We start from the raw sequence: 18,718 nt of genomic DNA, 5'->3' as shown, positions 1-18,718 counted from the left end.
CACGCCAGTCGATGAGGTGTGCCCGCAGTGCGGTGACGGTCGACAATCGCAACCCCGCACCGACCCGTGAGCCGCACCGGTGGATTCAGGTCAGACTGACCGAATCCCACATTCGGTCGGAGGGGGCGGCGGGGGTGGGGGCGGGGGCGGGGGCGGGGGCTACGTGATCGTGGCCAGCGAGGCGAGGGTGGCGGAGCAGGCGTCCGCGACCTCGGCGCCCTTTTTGTCGAAGTGGGCGGTGAAGAAGTCGGCGTGGTCGGTGTGCTCGTGGAAGTGGTGCGGGGTGAGCACCGCGGAGAACACCGGCACGTTGGTGTCGAGTTGCACCCGCATCAGGCCGTCGATCACGGCGGACGCGACGAAGTCGTGCCGGTAGATGCCGCCGTCGACGACGAGTCCCGCGGCGACGACGGCGTCGACGCGTCCAGTGCTGGCCAACCTCTTGGCGTGCAGCGGAATCTCGAACGCGCCGGGCGTCTCGAAGAACTCGATATCGGTGGGGTCGTGTCCGAGCTCGCGCCAGCGGGCGGCGAATGCATCCCGCGCGTGGTCGACGATGGACCGGTGCCAGGTGGCCTGAACGAAGGCGATGGTCATGCGCCGATGCTAGTCCCGGACGCCCGAACCGCCGCCGAGCGGACGTGCCGACCCGACCTAACCTACGGTACCGTAGGTTTTATGACGAAGCCGGACGTGACCCTCGAGAACTCCGACGCCGTGTACGACTTCTACCTCGCGCACCGGCAGAACCGGCTGCTCGCGAAGGCGGCGTACGCGACGCTGGCCGCGAAGTTTCGCCCACGGGTGCGGTTCGCGGAGGGTGCCCGCGAGACGATCGCGGCGCTGGTCCGGGACGGTGTCAGCGTGGTGTTGTCGGCGAACCACCTGTCCGAGTCGGATCCGTACACGGTGGCGGGGGCGGCCTGGCGCAGCCCGCTGCGGTCGGTGATCGGCCGGACCAGGGTGCTGGCCAAGGACGAATTGTTCGCCGACCGGGCGCTGCGCGACCGGATCGACCTGATGGGCTCGATCCCGGTGTTCCGGGGCCGCAACCACGGCATGCGGGCGGTCAACGCCGCGGGCCAGCGGATGATGGACGTGTGCGCCGAGCGCATGCGCCGCGGCGACAGCCTGGCGATCTTCCCGGAGGGCACCTGCAACGAGGGCGACCCGAGGCGGCTGCAGGCCGTCGGCAGCGGCGTCGGGCACATCACCAGCCGGGCGATCCGGCTTGGGGTCACGCCCGCGCTCCTGCACATGGGCATCAGCTACGGCGGGTCCGGTGGCCCGGCCACCCGCGGCGCGAGCGTCTACTTCGGCACCCCGATCACCGAGGTTCCCGACAAGCCCGCGGCGATCGCCCGACTCGTCCGTGATCGCCTGCAGGAGGCCGTCGACGGCGCGGTCGCCCGCTACTGAGTCGTCGGTAGACTGTCGCCGACCCGTCTGGAGGACGAAAATGCAGCAAGTGGATGTGAACGCGCTGGCGGAGGAGCTCGCCGCAGGCGCCGCGCTGATCGACGTGCGCGAGGCCGACGAGTACGCGCGGGCGCGGGTCCCCGGCGCGGTGCTCGTCCCGCTCAGCGAGTTCACGGCCCGTCTGGACGAGATCCCAGCCGCGGACCCGGTGTACGTGATCTGTGCGATGGGTGGCCGGAGCGCGCAGGCGGCGCAGTATCTGGGCGCGACGGGTATCAACGCCGTCAACGTCGCGGGTGGCACCGAGGCGTGGATCGCGTCGGGACGTCCGGTCGAGAGCGGCTCCTGAGCGGTCGGTGACGTGACCGACGGTCAGCGCCACAACCGGTCGTAGGCCTCGATCTCGGCGGCGCGCGCGGCCCGACGCTTGTCGTTGTCGAGGTCCATCGGCAGGCCGTTTTTCTGCAGCCGCCGTGCCCGGTTCTGGTGGATGTAGACCACCGAGTAGAAGACCGCGAGCGACATGCCGAGCAGCACCATCGAGGCGCGCAGCCACAGCGGCCCCGGGAAGAGCAGGAACATCGCGTACAGCGGGAGGAACGGAACCTGCTGCCGCAGCAGGTGACGCACCACGTAGCGGTCGCCGGTGAGGTCGTTGCGTACCCAGTCGTTCATCGAGGCGGGAAGCTTCGCGCCGAACGCATACGCGATCCACTGCAGCGGGTTGGGTGTGGTGGTGCCCATCATGCCTGTGCTCACTTCTCCAGTGCCCCGGCAGCCAGCGCCGCCGTGTTGATGCCGGTGAGGACTCGGTGCAGTTCCTCAAGTTGGGGTAGCCCGACGCCGAGGGCGGCGACCACGGCAGGGGGGATCCGCTCCGCATCGGCGCGCAGCGCGCGACCGGCGTCGGTCAGGTCGACGACGAGCGCGCGTTCGTCCTCCGCGCTGCGGGTGCGGGTGATCAACCCGGACGCCTCGAGGCGCTTAAGAAGCGGCGATAGCGTCGCCGAATCCAGTTGCAGCGCAGCGCCGATCGACTTCACGGACATCGGCGCGTCGCCCCACAGCGCGAGCATCACGAGATACTGCGGGTGGGTGAGGCCCATCGGCTCGAGCAGTGGCCGGTACACCGACAGCACGGCGCGGTTTGCCACGGCCAGCGCGAAGCAGACCTGGCGGTCGAGGGCGAGGGGGTCGTCGGCCGTCACAATCCGAAGCGTACACGATTAAGTAGCGCACAATCTAATGCCCCGCGCGATGCGTTGAATGGGGGTTCATGTGCGAGATTGCGCCGCCAGATGCCGAATGAACCCCCGTTCAATGCTTCGGAGGGCGGGTCAGAGGAGGCGTGCGACCGGCGTCGTCGGGTCGAGGTGGACGCCGAGGCGCTGCAGGTTGCCGTCGAGGACCTGCCAGATGGACGCGGTGAGGAAGGCGGCGAGCTGGTCGGCGTCCACCGCGGGGTCGGGGTTGGACAGCCAGCGGTTGACGCTGACGTCGACCAGCCCGGTCAGGCCGAACGCGAGGGTCTCGGACAGGGCGGTGTCGGCGTCCGCGGACCGGAGCATCGACTCGAGGAGCCGGGATAGTTGCAGCGCGATCGCCGTCTTGGTGCCGGTGACCGCGCGCGAGCCGGTGGTGCGCCTGCTCGGTGAGCCGGTGCCGAGGAACTGGTGCAGCCGCGGCGATCCGACGATCCAGCGCAGATAGTTGTCCACCGCGCCGGCGATGGCCTCCTCGATGGTGCCCTCGGGGGCGAAGGTCGGCGTGACGTGCGTCATCAGCCGGTCCAGGATCCGGGCCCGCAGCTGTTCGTCGAGGTCGCCGCGGTCCTTGAAGATTCGGTACACCACCGACCTGGGCAGGTTGGCCCGCGCGGCGATCTGCGCGACCCCGATGTCCGGCCCGTCCTCGGCGATCGCCTCGATCGCGGCCTCGAGGATGAGGTCGCGTCGCTCGGCCTTGTGTCCGTCCCAGCGGGTGGACCGGCCGTCTCCGGGGGCGGTGGCGTCGGTGGTCGTCGGCATCGCCGCAACCATACCCACGGAAACGATTGACTGGACACCGTGTCTCACCTACCTTGTGCTGGACAGCGTGTCACACACAACTTCCGCCTCCAGGAGTGCAGATGAGTAACCGGGTGTTCGTCGTCGGGGTCGGGATGACGAAGTTCGAGAAGCCGGGGGCCCGCGAGTGGGACTACCCGGACATGGCCCGCGAGGCCGGAACCAAGGCGCTCGAGGATGCGGGCATCGACTACCGCCTGATCGAGCAGGCGTACGCCGGCTACGTGTACGGCGAGTCCACCTCCGGTCAGCGCGCGATCTACGAGCTGGGCCTGACCGGTCTCCCGATCGTCAACGTCAACAACAACTGCTCCACCGGCTCGGCGGCCCTGTTCCTCGCCGCTCAGGCGATCCGCGGCGGGCTCGCCGACGCGACACTGGCGCTCGGCTTCGAGAAGATGCAGTCGGGTTCGCTGGGCACCACCTACGACGACCGCGAGCAGCCGATGATGCGGCACCTGCTCGCCCTCGCCGAACTCCAGGAGTTCGCGATGCCGCCCGCCCCGTACATGTTCGGTGCGGCGGGCAAGGAACACATGGAGCGCTACGGCACCACAGCCGAGCAGTTCGCCAAGATCGGTGTCAAGAACCACAAGCACTCGACCAACAACCCGTACGCCCAGTTCCAGCAGGAATACACGCTCGACGAGATCCTCGCGTCGAAGCCGATCTACGGGCCGCTGACCAAGCTGCAATGCTCCCCGACGTCCGACGGGTCCGGCGCGGTGATTCTCGCCAGCGAGCGGTTCGTCGATCAGCACGGCCTCGCCGACCGGGCGGTCGAGATCGTCGGGCAGGCGATGGTCACCGACCTCGAATCCACGTTCGCCGACAAGAGTGCCATCAGCCTCGTCGGCGCCGACATGACCCGCACCGCCGCCCGAAAAGTGTACGAGCAGGCCGGGATCGGGCCAGACGACATCGACGTCATCGAGCTGCACGACTGCTTCTCCACCAACGAGTTGCTCACCTACGAGGCGCTCGGACTGTGCGCCGAGGGGGAGGGCGGCAAGCTCGTCGACGCAGGCGACACCACCTACGGCGGCCGATGGGTGGTCAACCCGTCCGGCGGCCTCATCTCCAAGGGACACCCGCTCGGCGCCACCGGACTCGCCCAGTGCAGCGAGCTGACCTGGCAGCTGCGCGGCGACGCCGATGCCCGGCAGGTCGACGGCGCCCGGGTCGCGTTGCAGCACAACATCGGACTCGGCGGCGCCGTCGTCGTCTCCGCCTACCGCCCCGCCAACCGCTGAATCCTCTTCCACCACTACAGCAAGGAGTTCGTCATGGCTTCCGTCTCCGTCTCCGCCTCCCTGCCCGCCGCCCCCGACAAGACCTGGGACGCCCTCTCCGATCTGTCCCGCTGGGAGGAGTGGCTGACCATCCACCAGGGCTGGAAGAGTGACCTGCCGACCGAGGTCGCGCTCGGGGTCCGCTTCACCGAGGTCGTCTCGGTGATGGGCATGGCCAACAAGATTGAGTGGACCGTCACCGAAGTCGACGCGCCCAACCTGGTCCGCATCGCAGGCACCGGCATGGCCGGGGTCACCGTCGAGTTCACGCTTCGCGTGGAGCCGGAGGGCTCCGGATCGAAGGCCAGCGTGGATGCGAGCTTCAAGGGCACCATGATCGTCGGGCCGATCGGCAAGGCCGTCGCCAAGAACGCCGCCGCGGACCTCGAGACGTCGCTGGCGAAGTTTGCCGAAATGGTCGGCTGATGAGCGCGCCCACAGTCGAGTTCGACTCGTCGAGCCTCGGGGAGTGGACCGAGGCGCAGACGTTCGACGTCACCGCGCAGCGGATCGCCGAGTACGCCGCGGCAACCAACGACCCGATCGAGCGGCACCTGCGCGGCGAGATCGCGCCGCCGGTGTTCGCGGTGGTCCCGGCGTTCACGTCGATGGCACCGGCCGCGCTCGCGGTGGCCCCGGTGGAACTGCTGATGAAGCTCGTGCACGGGGAGCAGGACTTCCACTTCCATCGACCGATCCTGCCGGGGGACAGACTCGTCACCCGAGCCAAGCCGGTCGGGTTCACCGGGCGCGACAACGGCTCCACCGTCGTCGTGTACGTCGAAACCCGCACCGACGGAGGTGAACTCGTCAACGAACAGTGGATGACGGCGTTCTTCCGGAAGGTCGACGCCGGACCCGGTCTCGGGGAACAGGCACCCGGCCACCGGTTCGACGAGGCGCTGCGCGCGACCGACCCAATCGCGGAGATCGCGCAGCACATCGACAAGGACCAGACCTTCCGGTACTCGCCAGCGTCCGGTGACCCGATGCCGATCCACCTCGATGACGAGATCGCCAAGATGTCCGGGCTTCCCGGCATCATCAACCACGGCCTGTGCACGATGGCATTCACGTCCTGGGCGGCGGTCACCGAGTTCGCGGACGGACGCACCGAACGGCTGAGGCGGCTCGCGGTGCGGTTCGCGAAACCGGTTCTGCCGGAACAGGACATCACCACCCGATTCTGGGCTGTGAGTCCTTCTGGCCCCATGGCGGGCCAAAAGGACTCACAGGCGTATGCCTACGAGACGACGGTCGGGGACGATCTCGTCCTCAAGGACGGGCTCGCCGTCATTGCCGACGCCTGACGGCTGACGCATCCGCATCACACACACGACTTTCGAGGAGAACGGTACTGATGGGAACCCTGGACGGACGCGTCGCGATCATCACCGGCGCGGGCCGCGGCATCGGCCGCGAGCACGCCCTGCTCTTCGCGAGGGAGGGTGCCGCGGTCGTCGTCAACGACCTGGGCGGCGCCAACGACGGCACCGGCGCCGACACCGGACCGGCGCAGCAGGTTGTCGACGAGATCGTCGCCGCGGGCGGGCGGGCCGTCGCCAACACCGACAACATCGCCGACTGGGCGGGCGCCAAGGCCCTCGTCGACCAGGCGGTCGCCGAGTTCGGCGGGCTCGACATCCTGGTCAACAACGCGGGAATCCTGCGCGACGCGTTCATCGCCGGCATGGAGGAGTCCCAGTGGGACGCCGTCATCGCCGTCCACCTCAAGGGACACGCCGCGACCCTGCATCATGCCGCCGCGTACTGGAAGGACCGGGCCAAGGCGGGCGATCCGGTGCAGGCGGCGGTCGTCAACACCGCGTCCGCGTCCGGCACCTTCATGCCGAACGCCGGGCAGGCCAACTACGGCGCCGCGAAGGCCGGGATCGCCGCGATGACCCTGGTCGCCGCCGACGAACTCGAGCGGTACGGGGTGCGTGTCAACGCGATCGCGCCGATCGCCCGGACCCGGCTCACCCTCGCCACCCCCGGCATGGGGGCGCTGTTCGCCGCCGAGGTCCCGGAGGGCGAATTCGACGCCTTCGCGCCATCGAACATCTCCCCGCTGGTTGCCCGCCTTGCGGCGGCCGACTGCAAGCTGACCGGCAAGGTGTTCGCGGTGCAGGGCGGGGCGATCACCGAACTCGTCAACTGGTCCGGCGGCGAGACCATCGAATCCGAGGGGCCGTGGGGCATCGACGATCTCGCGGACCGGCTCGGTTGATCGCGATGGCGCACAACAGCTACGAGCTCGGTGTCGGGCTGAGCGAGGAACACGCCGCCCTCGCCGAATCGGTGCGGGCGTTCGCGGAGCGGACGATCACCGCCGAGCAGGTCCGCGCCGCCGTGGAAGCCAAGACGGAGAGCAAGTTCCCGGAATTCTGGGCGGCCCTGGTGGCGCAGGACCTACTCGGGCTCGCGGTTCCGGAGGCGGAGGGCGGACAGGGCGCGGGTTTGCTCGGTCTGGCTGTGGCGCTGGAGGCATTGGGGCGCACCGTTTCTCCCGGACCGTTCGTGCCGACCGCGCTCGCTGCGGCGGTGCTCGCCGCGGACGGCGGAGCGGCGGCCCGGCATCTCCTCCCCGGCCTGCTCGACGGGACCGGGACCGCGGCGCTGGCACTGGGCGGCGACTTCCGGCTCGACGGAGACCGCCGACTCACCGGGTCCGCTGACGCGGTACCCGGCGCCGAGCACGCCGACGTGCTGTTGCTCCCCGTCGACGTGGACGGTGAATCCCGATGGCTTGCCGTCGATTCCGATGCGGTCACCGCGACCGCGCAGGACGGACTCGATGTGCTGCGCGGGTCGGCCCGGATCGAGGCGCTCGGACGGGTTGTTGCGGCGGACCGGGCCATCGGACTCGAGGACCGCCGCGTCCGGTCCATCGCGTCGGTGGTGCTGGCCGCCGAGGCGGTCGGGGTGATCTCCTGGTGCGTGTCCACCGCCGCCGAGTACGCGCAGACCCGGGTCCAGTTCGGGCGCCCGATCGGGCAGTTCCAGGGCGTCAAGCACCGCTGCGCGTACATGGGTGTCGCGCTGGAGAAGGCCCGCGCGGCACTGTGGGACGCCGCATCCGCACTTGACAAGGGCGACGACACCGCCGATTTCGCGGCCGACGTCGCTGCGGTGATCGTGCCCGACGCTGCCGTGCAGGTCGCCCAGGACTGCATCCAGGTGCACGGCGGCATCGGATTCACCTGGGAACACGACGCCCACCTGTACTACCGGCGGGCCCTGTCCATCCGCGCCGTCCTTGGCACCCGCGAGGATCGGGTGGAGCGGCTCGCCGTCCAGGCGCTCGCCGGGACCACCCGGGTGTCCGAACTGGAGTTGCCGGAGGAGGCGGAGCGGATCCGCGCGACGGTCCGCGCCGACCTCGCCCCGATCGCCGCGATCGACGACGAGGACGACCAGCTGATCGCGCTCGGCGACGGGGGCTGGGTGCAGCCGCACCTGCCGAGGCCGTACGGCCGCGGGGCCGGACCGCTCGAGCAGATCGTCATCGCACAGGAGATCAAGTCGTCGGGCATCGCGATGCCGCAGCTGCTGATGGGCGGCTGGGCGGTGTCCGCGCTCGTCGGGCATGGTGATGAGCGGCAGAAGCGGGACCTGGTGGTGCCGACGCTGCGCGGCGACCTGGTGTGGTGCCAGCTGTTCTCCGAGCCCGGCGCAGGCTCCGACCTGGCGTCGCTGACCACCAAGGCCGTCCGGGTGGACGGCGGCTGGAAGGTCACTGGGCAGAAGATCTGGACGACGGTCGCGCAGTTCGCGGACTGGGCGATGCTCATCGCCCGCACCGACCCGGACCGGCCGAAGCACGAGGGCATCACCTACTTCGTGCTGGACATGTCCACCCCGGGGGTGACGGTTCGGCCGCTGCGGGAGATGACCGGGTCCGCCCTGTTTAACCAGGTGTTCCTCGATGACGTGTTCGTTCCGGACGAGAACGTCGTCGGGGAGGTGAACGACGGCTGGCACGTCGCAAGGACCACCCTCGCCGGGGAGCGGGTTGCCCTCAGCCAGAAGATGGAGGCGTACGCCAGCGATGCCGACCTGACGGCCTTCGTGCGGGGTCGCGATCTCGGCCCGGTCGGTCGATACCGGTTCGGGGAGCTGATCGCCGAGAGTCAGGCGATCGACCTGATCGGTTCCCGGGTGGTGCTCGGCCAGCTGTCCGGGTCGGACGTGAGCACCACCTCGTCGGTCGGCAAGCTGCTCGCGATGGGGCTGGGGCAGTCGATCTCGGAGTTCGTGGTCGCCGAACTGGGGGCGGCCGGTGCCGTCGCGGTGTCCGGGCAGCCCAGCGACAAGGCGATGGAACAGTTGCTTGCCGGTCGCGCGACCACGATCTACGGCGGCACCACCGAGGTGCAGCTGAACGTGATCGGGGAGCGGATGCTCGGCCTGCCGCGGGACTGAGTCCGGCCGGGAGAGTGTTCTTCCCTTCCCTCCTCAAGTGAGTGATACTGACAGTGACACACACTTGAGGAGGGCGGCCCGGTGGACCAGCAGACGCAGTACGACGCGGTGATCGTGGGGGCGGGATTCGGGGGCATGGGCGCGGCGATCGCGCTGAACCGACTCGGCATGACCAACCTCGCCATCCTCGACAGGGAGGACGACCTCGGCGGCACCTGGCATGTCAACCGCTACCCCGGGTTGGCCGTCGACATCGCGTCCGTCACCTACTCGTACTCGTTCGAACCCAACCCGCACTGGTCGCGGCTGTTCGCGCCGGGCGCCGAACTGAAGAAGTACGCCGACCACGTCGCCGACAAGTACGACCTGCGTCGCTACATGCGGTTCGGTGCGGTGGTCTCCGGTGCCCGCTGGGACGACGATGCGCGGCACTGGGTGGTCTCGATCGACGGGCAGGAACCGGTCACGGGCCGCTACCTGCTGACCGCGACCGGCTTTCTGTCCCAGCCGCACCTGCCGGACATCGACGGCATCGACTCCTTCGCTGGCACGATCCTGCACACCACCGCCTGGGACGATTCCGTCGACCTCGCGGGCGCGCGGGCGGCGATCATCGGCACCGGCGCGACCGCGGTCCAACTGATCCCGGAGGTGGCGCGCACGGCCGCCGAGCTGACCGTGTATCAGCGCACCCCGATCTGGGTGGTGCCGAAGCTGGACCTGCCCATTCCCGGTCCGGTGCAACGCCTGTTTGCGAAGGTCCCGCTCACCCAGCGGGCCGCCCGCACGGTGAGTGACGGGCTGCTCGAGGGGCTGATGGTCACCGCGGTCCTGCACTACCGGCAGGCGAAGGTGCTGAACAAGATCGCGGCGGCGGCGTCGCGGCTGTTCCTGCGCACCCAGGTGCCGGACCCGCGGCTGCGGGCCGAGTTGACCCCCGACTACGACTTCGGCTGCAAGCGGCCGACGTTCTCCAACAGCTACTTCCGCACCTTCACCAAGGGGAACGTGCGGCTCGAGACCGCAACCATCGACCGGATCGAGGCGGACGGCATCGTCACCGCCGATGGCCGAACAACCCCGATCGATACCCTGATCCTGGCGACCGGCTTCAACCTGTGGGATGTGAACTTCCCGGCCATTGAGGTGATCGGACGGGGCGAGCGGAACCTTGGAAAGTGGTGGCGGGACAACCGCTTCCAGGCCTACGAGGGAGTTTCGGTGCCGAAGTTCCCGAACTTCCTCACCCTCGCCAGCCCGTACTCGTACAGCGGCCTGTCCTACTTCACCACCATCGAGTCGCAGATGGCGCACATGACGCGGCTGTTCACCGAGATGCAGCGGCGCGGCGCCGACGTGTTTGAGGTGACCGAAGACGCCAACACCCGCTTCCTGGACCGGATGACGGAGAACCTCGACGGGTCCGTCTTCTATGCGGGCAGCTGCGCCACCTCGCGGAGCTACTACTTCAACCAGCACGGCGAGGCGGCGTTGCTGCGGCCGACATCGACCGCGAACGCGTTCCGGGAAGCGGAGCGGTTCCCGCTGGGCGACTACCGGATGGAGGCTGGGCCTGCGTACCGTTGACGGCGCCGCCGTCGACCGCCCGAAGGACCGCCATGACCACCATCCACCCGTCCGCGAGCGACGAGAGCTTCGCCGAACTGGGGCGGGATCCGTTCTTCGAGGTGGTCGTCGACCTGATCGCCGACTACCTCGCCGACGCGTTCGATGATCCCGCGGGTGGGGAGGTGGACCGGTGGACGCTCAGTGCCCTGCCCGCGACCAACCGGACCCCGGAGCGGGAACGGCTGTTCACCCTCAATGTCGGGCCGATGCAGGTGCTGTACGTGGAGCGGTTCCTTGAGGGTGACGACATCGTCGACTACCGGGTCGCGCTGTACGTGTCCCGGTCCGCGCTGATTGCGACAATCGGTTGTGCGGCAGAGGATCTCGTGCTCCGCTATCCGCTGCTGCGGTTTGCGGGGACCGGCCTGGCGTCCGCGGGCGGGGACGGCCTGGTGATCGACTGGTTCGTCTCCGACGAGGGTGCCGACGACCAGTTCTTCGCCCTTCCGCTTGCCGAGTCGATCCGCCCGCTCGCGCAGCACCTCGCGGCCCAGGGTCGCGGCCCGTACGCGCAGTTCCACAACCGCGCGTTCGCGTCGCACGTGCTCGGCCGGGTGGGCACCGATGCCTGATCCGCTGTCGGACGACCCGCTCCTGAGTGGCCCGCGACCGCTGCGGCTGCCGCGCGTCCTGCGGGACGAGGGGGACGCCGCCGCCGTCGACGTGCTGCGCGAGTACTTCACCCGCGCCGTCGTCAAGACCGGTTACCTGCGGCCCGGTGCGCTGTGGGACGGCTGGGACCCGAGTGGACGCCGTGCCGCCGACCGCGACGTGTTCACCGCCGACGATCTGGTCGCCGCCACCCTGCTGTCGGTGCAGGTGCCGGCGCAGGGTGCACTGGAACTGTTGGGGGACAGGCGGTCCGAGTTCGCCGACCTGCTTTCGGTGATCGGGCCGGACCGGGACCTCGTAGCCGAGTCCGAGGTGCTCACCCCGGACTCGGCGCAGTGGCGGCTTGAGACCGCGTTGACCGGGATCCACGGCATCGGCCGCACCATCGCGTCGAAGCTGATCGCCAGGAAGCGACCCCGCCTGCACCCGATCTACGACGACGTCGTCGGCCGGGAACTCGGCACCCGCACCGAACACCTGGAAACGGTGCGGTCGGCGTTGCGGGCGGACGACGGCGCACTGCACCGTCGGCTGGTCGGCCTGCGGGTGGCCGCGGGACTCGACGACGCGGTGTCGGCGCTCCGGATCCTCGAGGTGCTGGCCTGGATGCAGGGCAAGAAGTACGTTCCCCTTACCGGGTGAGATCGACCGGCATCCGGCAGCGCGTCGTGCCCGGGTCGCGGGCCCCGGCGGGTGTTGGATGGGTACATGTCGACGACAGGTCACCCGACACCCGCAGGCGTCGTGCCCGACGCCGTCCACGACGCCCTCGACGTGCGGGGATGGACGGTTCGTGCGGCGTCGATCCGCGGCACCGGGCACCGGTCCGACCGGACGCCGCGGCAGGACGCCTACGCGGTGCGGCACGGGAACGGCAGGATCGTGGCGGTCGTGTGCGACGGGCTCGGGGCGATGGAGTTCTCGCACCGGGCGGCCGAGGTGGCGAGCGCGACGCTCGCCGACCACCTGCTGACCGCGGATCTGGAGGTGTCGGGGGACTGGACGGCGCACCTGCGGGTCGCGTCGCTTGCGGTGACGCGGGCCGCCGGTGCGCTGCTCGGCAACCGGGCGCCCCGCTTCGACGACGTCGCCGACCTGATGGCGACCACCGTCACCGCGCTCGTCGTCGAGGATGTCGAGGCGCCGGGCCGGTGGCTCGCGCACACCGCCACCGTCGGGGACAGCAGCGCGTGGTGGCGGCGCACCCGCTCCGGTGCGCTCGGGTTCGAGCCGTGGCTGTTGATGTCGGGTGGGCGCCTGACGCGCCGCGAGATCGCCACCTCCCGGACGTTGGCGTTGCCGCTGCCCGATGACGCCGTCGTCACCGGAACCAGCTATGAGATCGGTCGCGAGGAGCTGCTGATGGTGTGCAGCGACGGGGTCGCCGACGCCTTCGAGGACGGCGGCAGCGCCGTCGCCGCCGCCTTCGCCACCGGCTGGACCAACCCGCCCCGGCTGACCGACCTCGCCGACCGGATCGCGTTCGAATCGTCCGCCGACGACCGCACCGCCGTCGCGGTGTGGACGCCCCGCTGACCGACCGGGCGGTTGTCGGGGCATCGGTCGAGAGGCGCTGACGGTAACCGCCCGTTCGGCGTCGATGCTGGCCGGGCCACCCCGGTCACGAGGCCGGTCTGCCTTCTGCCGCCATTCCGGTGACCCGGTCGGACCAGTCCCGAATGCGGGCGAATCGCCGACGCGCGGATCTGGCCCGCGCGCCGCCCTGGTGGGCATGCGCAGCGAAGAGTTCACGAAGGATGCTGCGGTACATGACCTCGCGGATCGTCCATCCCGGCATGCGCAGAGGGGTATCGGCACGCAGTTGGGCGACGATCAGCACGGGCGGCGCCACGAGCGCGACGCAGAGGGCGACCGCGATCATGCTGACCCCGCCCCTCTGGAACGACACGGCTATCACGCCGAGGACGATGAACACGTAGGTGAGCGCTCCCACGATCGCTGACGCGGCGGCGTCGTCGAAGCGTCGGGCCACGAACGATCGGGCCGTCGACACGAAGGTGAAGGCGGCGAGCACCACGGAGAACAGTCCGAGTCCGGGTACCGCGATGAGGGTGGGCCACCAGTCGACCGACCGACCCGCGCTGTCGAGGACGGCCAGGCACGCGAAAAGCGGCAGTGCGGTGACGACCGCCGCCGAGAGGAGATCGGCCGTCACCCGGGCGCGGAGGTGCGACGTGGCGTCGGGTCGGGGGCAGCGCCACCGGGCGGCGACGCGCTCGAGGGCACGGATCCTCCTGTTCCGTGCAATGCGGGGGATCTGGCGCTGCACCGGCATGTCGTTCCCGATGAGCAGCGCGGTGTCGTTGCCGAGGACCGCGATGAACACGGCGCAGCCGAGCAGGATGAGCGCGTCGATGACGCCACGGTTGGGGACGTCGTGGAACGTACTGGCCAGCCCGGTGAGCAGCGCCAGGGCTCCCGTTAACGAACCGCAGAGCGCGAGATACCGGCGCCGAGTATGCGCGAGCGCCTCGCTGATCTCGGCGGAGCGGGTCGCCCACACCAGCACGTTGAGCGCGATCACGATTGACGCCAGGACCGCGAGCAGGTCGGCACCGGCGCCCGGATCGATGGTCACGGGGAAGGTGGGACCGGGTTGCGGATCGTCGGTCGAGGACAGCCAGCCGCTGATCGACAGGATCGCGACGAGCAGCGCGTAGATGACGGTCGTGACGGCAATCTGCCTGGCGACGCCAAACCAGAATCGTGTGTGCCTGGCAGTGACATCGCGGGCGAGGGTGACCTCGCTGGGGTCGTCGATCACGGTTCTCCTGGGTGGTGGGTCTCGGATGCTCAGCGGTGTGACGCTGGCCCCGCCACCGTGTCGCTGATCGCCAGCGTAGTGAGCCGGGCGCCGAGGCCCGCGGCACTCGAGAGGCTCGTTGAGTGAACCCACATTCGTGTCGGTGGGTCTCGCTAAAATTCGAACATGCCTTCGACAGTCGGTGTGGGGGATGGGGACCGGGTGGCATGCCACCTGGCCGCCCTCGACGCCGCCGTCGAGGGTCTGCTCACCGACTCGCTGACGGGGCTGGCCGAGGCCGAGGTGGTCGAGGCGCTGCAGCGGATGGAAGCGTCGCTGCGGAAGGCGTCCGCGGTCGGACACCGGTTGATCGTGGAATCCGTCGAACGATCCATTCCGGGGAACCTCGCCTGCCGGTCCGTTGGCGACTTCCTCACCTCCACGCTGCGGATCTCCGGTGTGGACGCGGCGCGGCGAGTCAAGGGTGCAACCAAGGTCGGCACCTGGAACACCATCAGCGGTGACGGGATGGAACCGGTGCTGCCTGCGACCGCGGCCGCGGTGCGCGCCGGCGCGGTGGGGCCGGATCACGTCGCCGCGATCGCCAGGACCATCCGCCGGATCCCGGCAGGCACCGGCGCCGACGAGATCGCCGTCGCGGAGACGATCCTCGCGGACGCCGCCCGGTCCACCACGCCGGAGGACGTCACCAAGATCGGCATCCACCTGCTCGCGCATCTCAACCCCGACGGCAGCGCGCCGGACGAGAGGGAACGCAGGCGCCGCCGCGGCATCCGGATCGGGAGGCAGGGGACGGACTTGCTGAGCCCGATCTCCGGGATGCTCGACCCGGAACTGCGTGCCCTGCTCGACCCGGTGCTGGCGAAGCTGGCCCGGCCGGGAATGAACAATCCCGGCGATCCCGAATCGCCGTCCGGCGACGTCGACTCCGCGACTCTGGACCGGACGGCGCTCGCGCGGGCCGCGGCCCGCGACGCCCGGACCGCGGCGCAGCGGAATCATGACGGGTTGAAGGTGGCCCTGCGGAGTCTGCTGTCGTCGGGTGCGCTTGGCAGCCATCGTGGGTTGCCGGTCACCGCGATCGTCACGATGACGCTGACACAGTTGGAGGGGGCGTCCGGTGTCGCGACGACGGCGTCCGGGGGGATCGTCCCGATCGGGGATGCGCTCCGGATGGCCGAGCGGGCGCATCCCGTTCTTGTGGTGTTCGATCATCGTGGTCGGCCCCTGCATCTCGGTCGCAGTCGGCGGTTGGCGTCGGCGGATCAGCGGCTCGCGTTGATTGCGGCGTCGCGTGGGTGTACCCGGCCGGGGTGTGATGCGCCTGCGACGTTGACTGCCGTGCATCACATCACGGAGTGGAAGGACGACGGCGGCACCGATATCACCAACGAGGACCTGGCCTGCGATGCCTGTCATGCGTTGGTGCATGACGGTCCGGGTGGGTGGGGGACCGAGGTCGCTGGTGTGGGGTCGGCGCATCCGGGTCGGACGGTGTGGATTGCGCCGCCGCATATCGATCCGGAGCGGCGGCCTCGGGTCAATCATCGGCATCATCTGGGGGAACTCGTTGCGGGAACGCTCGCCCGCTATCGGGCGCGGCGGGCCGCCGAGCTGCATCGCTGGCGTGAGCAGCGCGGCGGGACCGACAGCGGCGAGGACGTTCCCTGACCGGATCGGGCCGGGTCAGTACGCGGAGTCGGCTCCGTACTCGGCCTGCGCATAGGTGTACCCCTCGTACACCAGCTGGTCGATCAGACCCGACCTCGAGAACGACGTGTACTCGAGGTACTGCTTCGCGGACCGTGCGGCCTGCTCGTTCCAGTCCGCGTCCACGCTATCCGCGGCAAACGTCGCGTCCTCGGTCGAGAAGCCCTCGTACTCGAGCTGCTCGATCAAACCTCTGTGGGAGAAGGCGGAGTAGTCGAGGTACTGCTCGGCGGACCGGACTGCGTTCCGCTGGCTGGAACTGACCTGCGGCTTTGCCGCGGGTGCAGGCGCAGGTGCGGGTGCTGGCGCGACCGGCGCAGCCGATACGGCGGCCGCGGCCGGGGTGGCCGCAGCGGGGGCGGCAGCTGCGGCGGGCACGGCGGGCGGCGCGGGCCGGGTTGTGCTCGGGACAGCCGACTCGCTGCTGACCGCTGCCGCGGTCGCGGTGCCCTCCTTCTCCTTGTCGGCGTCGCCGAGGGCGCCTGCGAGACCGAAGACGAGGATGACGGCGCCCACCACCCACGGCCAACGCCGCTTCTTCCCGGCCTGCGGCGGAACGGCGGGCTGGAAGGCCGGGTTCGGATACTCGGTCATGACGTGCTCCTGAGGAAGTGACTGGGCCGTGACGGGCACGGCGCACCTCGTATTCACGAGAGCCGCACAGAATGACAGATGCCACCGACAAATGACCCTGTGCGACGGCCTAGCCGGCGTACTGCGCCCGCCAGGCAAGCACGCCGGTCCCGACCGCGACCGCGACCAGCAGCACCGTCCACACGACCCGGGGCAGGTGGGTGAGGGTACGCAGCTGGTCCAGGTCGGAACGACCCGACCGGGATCGCGCGGCCTCGTAGAGGGTTCGGAGATTGCCGAGCAGCAGCAGCCAGATTGCCGTGTAGCCGAAATGCAGCTGCATGGCTGGCGATCCGTACCAGGCGACCGCGCCGACCCCCACGCCCGCCGCCGCCAGGACGAGGAACCCGAACACGTTGCGGATGAACGGGACCATCGCGACGATCAGCGCCACCGCGGCCCACAGCAGGACCGGCAGCCGGCCAGCCGCGATCAGCGCGGCCCCGCCGAGACCGAGCAAGGACGGCGCCAGATAGCCGGCCGCGGCGGTGAGGATCATCCCCGGCCCGCGAGGCTTCCCCCGCGACAACGTCAGGCCCGAGGTGTCCGAATGCAACCGGATGCCCGTCAAGCGTCGGCCCGTCGCCACCGCGGCGAGCGCATGCCCCGCCTCGTGCGCCAGGGTCACGGCATGCCGGGTCAGGGTCCACAGCGGACGCCACAGCACCAGGACGGCGGCGACCGCGACGGGAAGGTACGCCGACCAGTCGGCCCAGTACGAGTCCACCGAAGGATCAGTCCTGGATGCGCCGCCACGGCCGCGCCTGCTCGAGTTCGAATGCGAGCTCGAGCAGGGTCCGTTCGTCGCCGTGCGCGGCGGAGAGGTGCACGCCGAGGGGAAGTCCGGTCGAGGTGGTGTGCAGCGGCAGCGAGATCGCCGGGGTTCCGGCCGCGTTGTTCAGTGGGGTGAACGCCGTGTAGCGGATGATCTTCTCGAACAGTTCGTCGAATGGTTGTGTGGGGGACAGGTACCCGAGTTCGGGTGTGGTGTGGCCGAGGACCGGCGACAGGACCACGTCGTAGGTTGAGAACAGGTGCTCGGCACGCTGCGCGGTGCGCTGCAACCGGTAGAGGACCCGGGGTGTCTTCGCGATGCTGCGCCGGTACAGCGCATCCAGTCCGCGGGTCAGGTTGTCGGTGCGGGATCGGTCGAAGTCCGGTCCGAGCATTCGCTTCCCGCCCGCGCACAGCGCGAACGATAGGAAACCCCAGTAGATGCTGAAGTCCTCGACGAACTCCGGCCCCACCGGCAGCGGGGCCTGCGTGACGTGGTGCCCGAGTTCGGCGAGCAGGTCGGCCGTCGCGGTCACCGCAGCCCTGGTCTCGTCGTCGGTGGGGGTGCCGTTGACGGAGTCGGTGACGACGCCAACCCGGAGCCGCGTGCTGCTCGGACCCTCCACCAACCGGATCGGCGGCAGTTTCGGGTTCCGGTAATGGGATTCGGCCGCGGCGTAGTAGCGGGCGGTGTCCCGCACCGTGCGGGTCACCACTCCCTGCGTGACGATCCGGATCGGCATCGACCGGTCCTGCGGGTCCGCGCACATTCGGCCCCGTGACGGTTTGAGTCCCACCAGGCCGCAGGCCGCTGCCGGGATCCGGATCGAGCCGCCGCCGTCGTTCCCGTGCGCGATCGGCACCACCCCGGACGCCACCAGCGCGGCCGCGCCACCCGAGGACGCGCCCGACGAGTAGGCCGGGTTCCACGGATTGTGCGTCGGTTCCGCGCCAGCGAACTCGGTGGTCGGGCTGAACCCGAACTCCGGCAACCGCGACTTGCCGAGCGCAACCAGACCGGTGGACAGCAACTGTGTCACCGACGGGCCGTCCGCGGCAGCGGGCCGCGCGGTGTACGCGGCGCTGCCCTCGCCGGTCGGCAGGCCCGCGACGTCGACGTTGTCCTTCACGAACGTCGGCACCCCGGCGAACGGTCCGGTACCCGGACTATCCGACCGGTGCCGAGCGCGGTCGAAGTCGGGGGTCTCGACGGCGGCCAGCGCGGTCACCGCCTCGGCCCTGGCGATCGCGGCGTCCACCGCCTCCCGCGAGCTGATCTCGCCCGCCGCGATCCGGGCCGCGACCCCGGTGGCGTCGAGGTCGCCGAGGGCGTCGTCGCGGAAGGCGTGAACTGCGCCGGTGCTCACCGTCAT

At 69.9% G+C, this 18,718-nt stretch carries 20 protein-coding genes; 12 read left to right on the top strand and 8 right to left on the bottom strand.

Features of this window, described 5'->3' with window-relative positions:
* Positions 1-159: 159 nt before the first annotated feature.
* Positions 160-597, bottom strand: a complete 438-nt coding sequence (locus ACFWQG_RS18945; RefSeq protein ID WP_378509181.1) for a 6,7-dimethyl-8-ribityllumazine synthase — start codon at positions 595-597, stop codon at positions 160-162.
* 81 nt (positions 598-678) lie between these two features.
* Here ACFWQG_RS18945 and ACFWQG_RS18940 point away from each other — a divergent pair, with 81 nt between their 5' ends.
* The gene (locus tag ACFWQG_RS18940; RefSeq protein WP_378509180.1) at positions 679-1,419 is read left to right on the top strand and encodes a lysophospholipid acyltransferase family protein; all 741 of its coding nucleotides are present in this window, start codon (positions 679-681) and stop codon (positions 1,417-1,419) included.
* Positions 1,420-1,459: 40 nt separating this feature from the next.
* Positions 1,460-1,768, top strand: a complete 309-nt coding sequence (locus ACFWQG_RS18935) for a rhodanese-like domain-containing protein (RefSeq protein WP_378509179.1) — start codon at positions 1,460-1,462, stop codon at positions 1,766-1,768.
* Between the two features lie 23 nt (positions 1,769-1,791).
* Here the strand turns inward: ACFWQG_RS18935 and ACFWQG_RS18930 are convergent, their stop codons facing one another.
* The 3 genes from ACFWQG_RS18930 to ACFWQG_RS18920 form a co-directional block, all read right to left on the bottom strand.
* Positions 1,792-2,163: a DUF5313 family protein gene (locus ACFWQG_RS18930; protein ID WP_378509188.1), complete on the bottom strand. Its 372-nt coding sequence runs from the start codon at positions 2,161-2,163 to the stop codon at positions 1,792-1,794.
* An 11-nt stretch (positions 2,164-2,174) separates the two neighbouring features.
* The gene (locus ACFWQG_RS18925) at positions 2,175-2,627 is read right to left on the bottom strand and encodes a MarR family winged helix-turn-helix transcriptional regulator (protein WP_378509178.1); all 453 of its coding nucleotides are present in this window, start codon (positions 2,625-2,627) and stop codon (positions 2,175-2,177) included.
* Positions 2,628-2,756: 129 nt separating this feature from the next.
* Complete coding sequence (locus tag ACFWQG_RS18920) at positions 2,757-3,446, bottom strand: TetR/AcrR family transcriptional regulator (RefSeq protein ID WP_378509177.1); 690 nt, start codon at positions 3,444-3,446, stop codon at positions 2,757-2,759.
* A gap of 101 nt (positions 3,447-3,547) precedes the next feature.
* Here ACFWQG_RS18920 and ACFWQG_RS18915 point away from each other — a divergent pair, with 101 nt between their 5' ends.
* The 9 genes from ACFWQG_RS18915 (at position 3,548) to ACFWQG_RS18875 (ending at position 12,979) form a co-directional block, all read left to right on the top strand.
* Complete coding sequence (locus ACFWQG_RS18915; protein WP_378509176.1) at positions 3,548-4,738, top strand: lipid-transfer protein; 1,191 nt, start codon at positions 3,548-3,550, stop codon at positions 4,736-4,738.
* A 33-nt stretch (positions 4,739-4,771) separates the two neighbouring features.
* Positions 4,772-5,203, top strand: coding sequence for an SRPBCC family protein (locus ACFWQG_RS18910; RefSeq protein WP_378509175.1), 432 nt, complete (start codon positions 4,772-4,774; stop codon positions 5,201-5,203).
* On the top strand, positions 5,203-6,087 hold the full coding sequence (locus ACFWQG_RS18905) for a MaoC/PaaZ C-terminal domain-containing protein (RefSeq protein ID WP_378509174.1): 885 nt from the start codon (positions 5,203-5,205) through the stop codon (positions 6,085-6,087). The genes ACFWQG_RS18910 and ACFWQG_RS18905 overlap by 1 nt, the downstream gene beginning before the upstream one ends.
* 50 nt (positions 6,088-6,137) lie before the next feature.
* Positions 6,138-7,007 (top strand): SDR family oxidoreductase, encoded by an 870-nt coding sequence (locus ACFWQG_RS18900; RefSeq protein ID WP_378509173.1) that lies wholly within the window; start codon positions 6,138-6,140, stop codon positions 7,005-7,007.
* Positions 7,008-7,012: 5 nt separating this feature from the next.
* Positions 7,013-9,202, top strand: coding sequence for an acyl-CoA dehydrogenase (locus ACFWQG_RS18895; RefSeq protein WP_378509172.1), 2,190 nt, complete (start codon positions 7,013-7,015; stop codon positions 9,200-9,202).
* A 135-nt stretch (positions 9,203-9,337) separates the two neighbouring features.
* On the top strand, positions 9,338-10,789 hold the full coding sequence (locus tag ACFWQG_RS18890) for a flavin-containing monooxygenase (protein WP_378509187.1): 1,452 nt from the start codon (positions 9,338-9,340) through the stop codon (positions 10,787-10,789).
* A gap of 32 nt (positions 10,790-10,821) precedes the next feature.
* Positions 10,822-11,403: a hypothetical protein gene (locus ACFWQG_RS18885; RefSeq protein ID WP_378509171.1), complete on the top strand. Its 582-nt coding sequence runs from the start codon at positions 10,822-10,824 to the stop codon at positions 11,401-11,403.
* Positions 11,396-12,085, top strand: coding sequence for a DUF6308 family protein (locus tag ACFWQG_RS18880; protein ID WP_378509170.1), 690 nt, complete (start codon positions 11,396-11,398; stop codon positions 12,083-12,085). The genes ACFWQG_RS18885 and ACFWQG_RS18880 overlap by 8 nt, the downstream gene beginning before the upstream one ends.
* Before the next feature lie 66 nt (positions 12,086-12,151).
* On the top strand, positions 12,152-12,979 hold the full coding sequence (locus ACFWQG_RS18875; protein ID WP_378509169.1) for a PP2C family protein-serine/threonine phosphatase: 828 nt from the start codon (positions 12,152-12,154) through the stop codon (positions 12,977-12,979).
* 85 nt (positions 12,980-13,064) lie between these two features.
* Here ACFWQG_RS18875 and ACFWQG_RS18870 read toward each other — a convergent pair whose 3' ends face one another.
* Positions 13,065-14,228 carry a hypothetical protein gene (locus ACFWQG_RS18870; RefSeq protein ID WP_378509168.1) on the bottom strand — a complete coding sequence of 388 codons (1,164 nt, stop codon included), beginning with the start codon at positions 14,226-14,228 and terminating at the stop codon, positions 13,065-13,067.
* A gap of 165 nt (positions 14,229-14,393) precedes the next feature.
* Between ACFWQG_RS18870 and ACFWQG_RS18865 the strand changes: the two genes are divergently transcribed.
* On the top strand, positions 14,394-15,899 hold the full coding sequence (locus ACFWQG_RS18865) for a DUF222 domain-containing protein (RefSeq protein ID WP_378509167.1): 1,506 nt from the start codon (positions 14,394-14,396) through the stop codon (positions 15,897-15,899).
* 15 nt (positions 15,900-15,914) lie between these two features.
* Here ACFWQG_RS18865 and ACFWQG_RS18860 read toward each other — a convergent pair whose 3' ends face one another.
* From ACFWQG_RS18860 to ACFWQG_RS18850, 3 genes are all read right to left on the bottom strand, one after another.
* Positions 15,915-16,532, bottom strand: coding sequence for an Ltp family lipoprotein (locus tag ACFWQG_RS18860; protein WP_378509166.1), 618 nt, complete (start codon positions 16,530-16,532; stop codon positions 15,915-15,917).
* Between the two features lie 109 nt (positions 16,533-16,641).
* Complete coding sequence (locus ACFWQG_RS18855) at positions 16,642-17,298, bottom strand: M50 family metallopeptidase (RefSeq protein ID WP_378509165.1); 657 nt, start codon at positions 17,296-17,298, stop codon at positions 16,642-16,644.
* A gap of 7 nt (positions 17,299-17,305) precedes the next feature.
* Positions 17,306-18,718: an amidase gene (locus ACFWQG_RS18850; protein ID WP_378509164.1), complete on the bottom strand. Its 1,413-nt coding sequence runs from the start codon at positions 18,716-18,718 to the stop codon at positions 17,306-17,308.

The organism is Rhodococcus sp. NPDC058532 (assembly GCF_042719255.1).
Classification (GTDB): domain Bacteria; phylum Actinomycetota; class Actinomycetes; order Mycobacteriales; family Mycobacteriaceae; genus Rhodococcus_G.
This window is presented reverse-complemented; position numbering and strand designations above follow the sequence as displayed.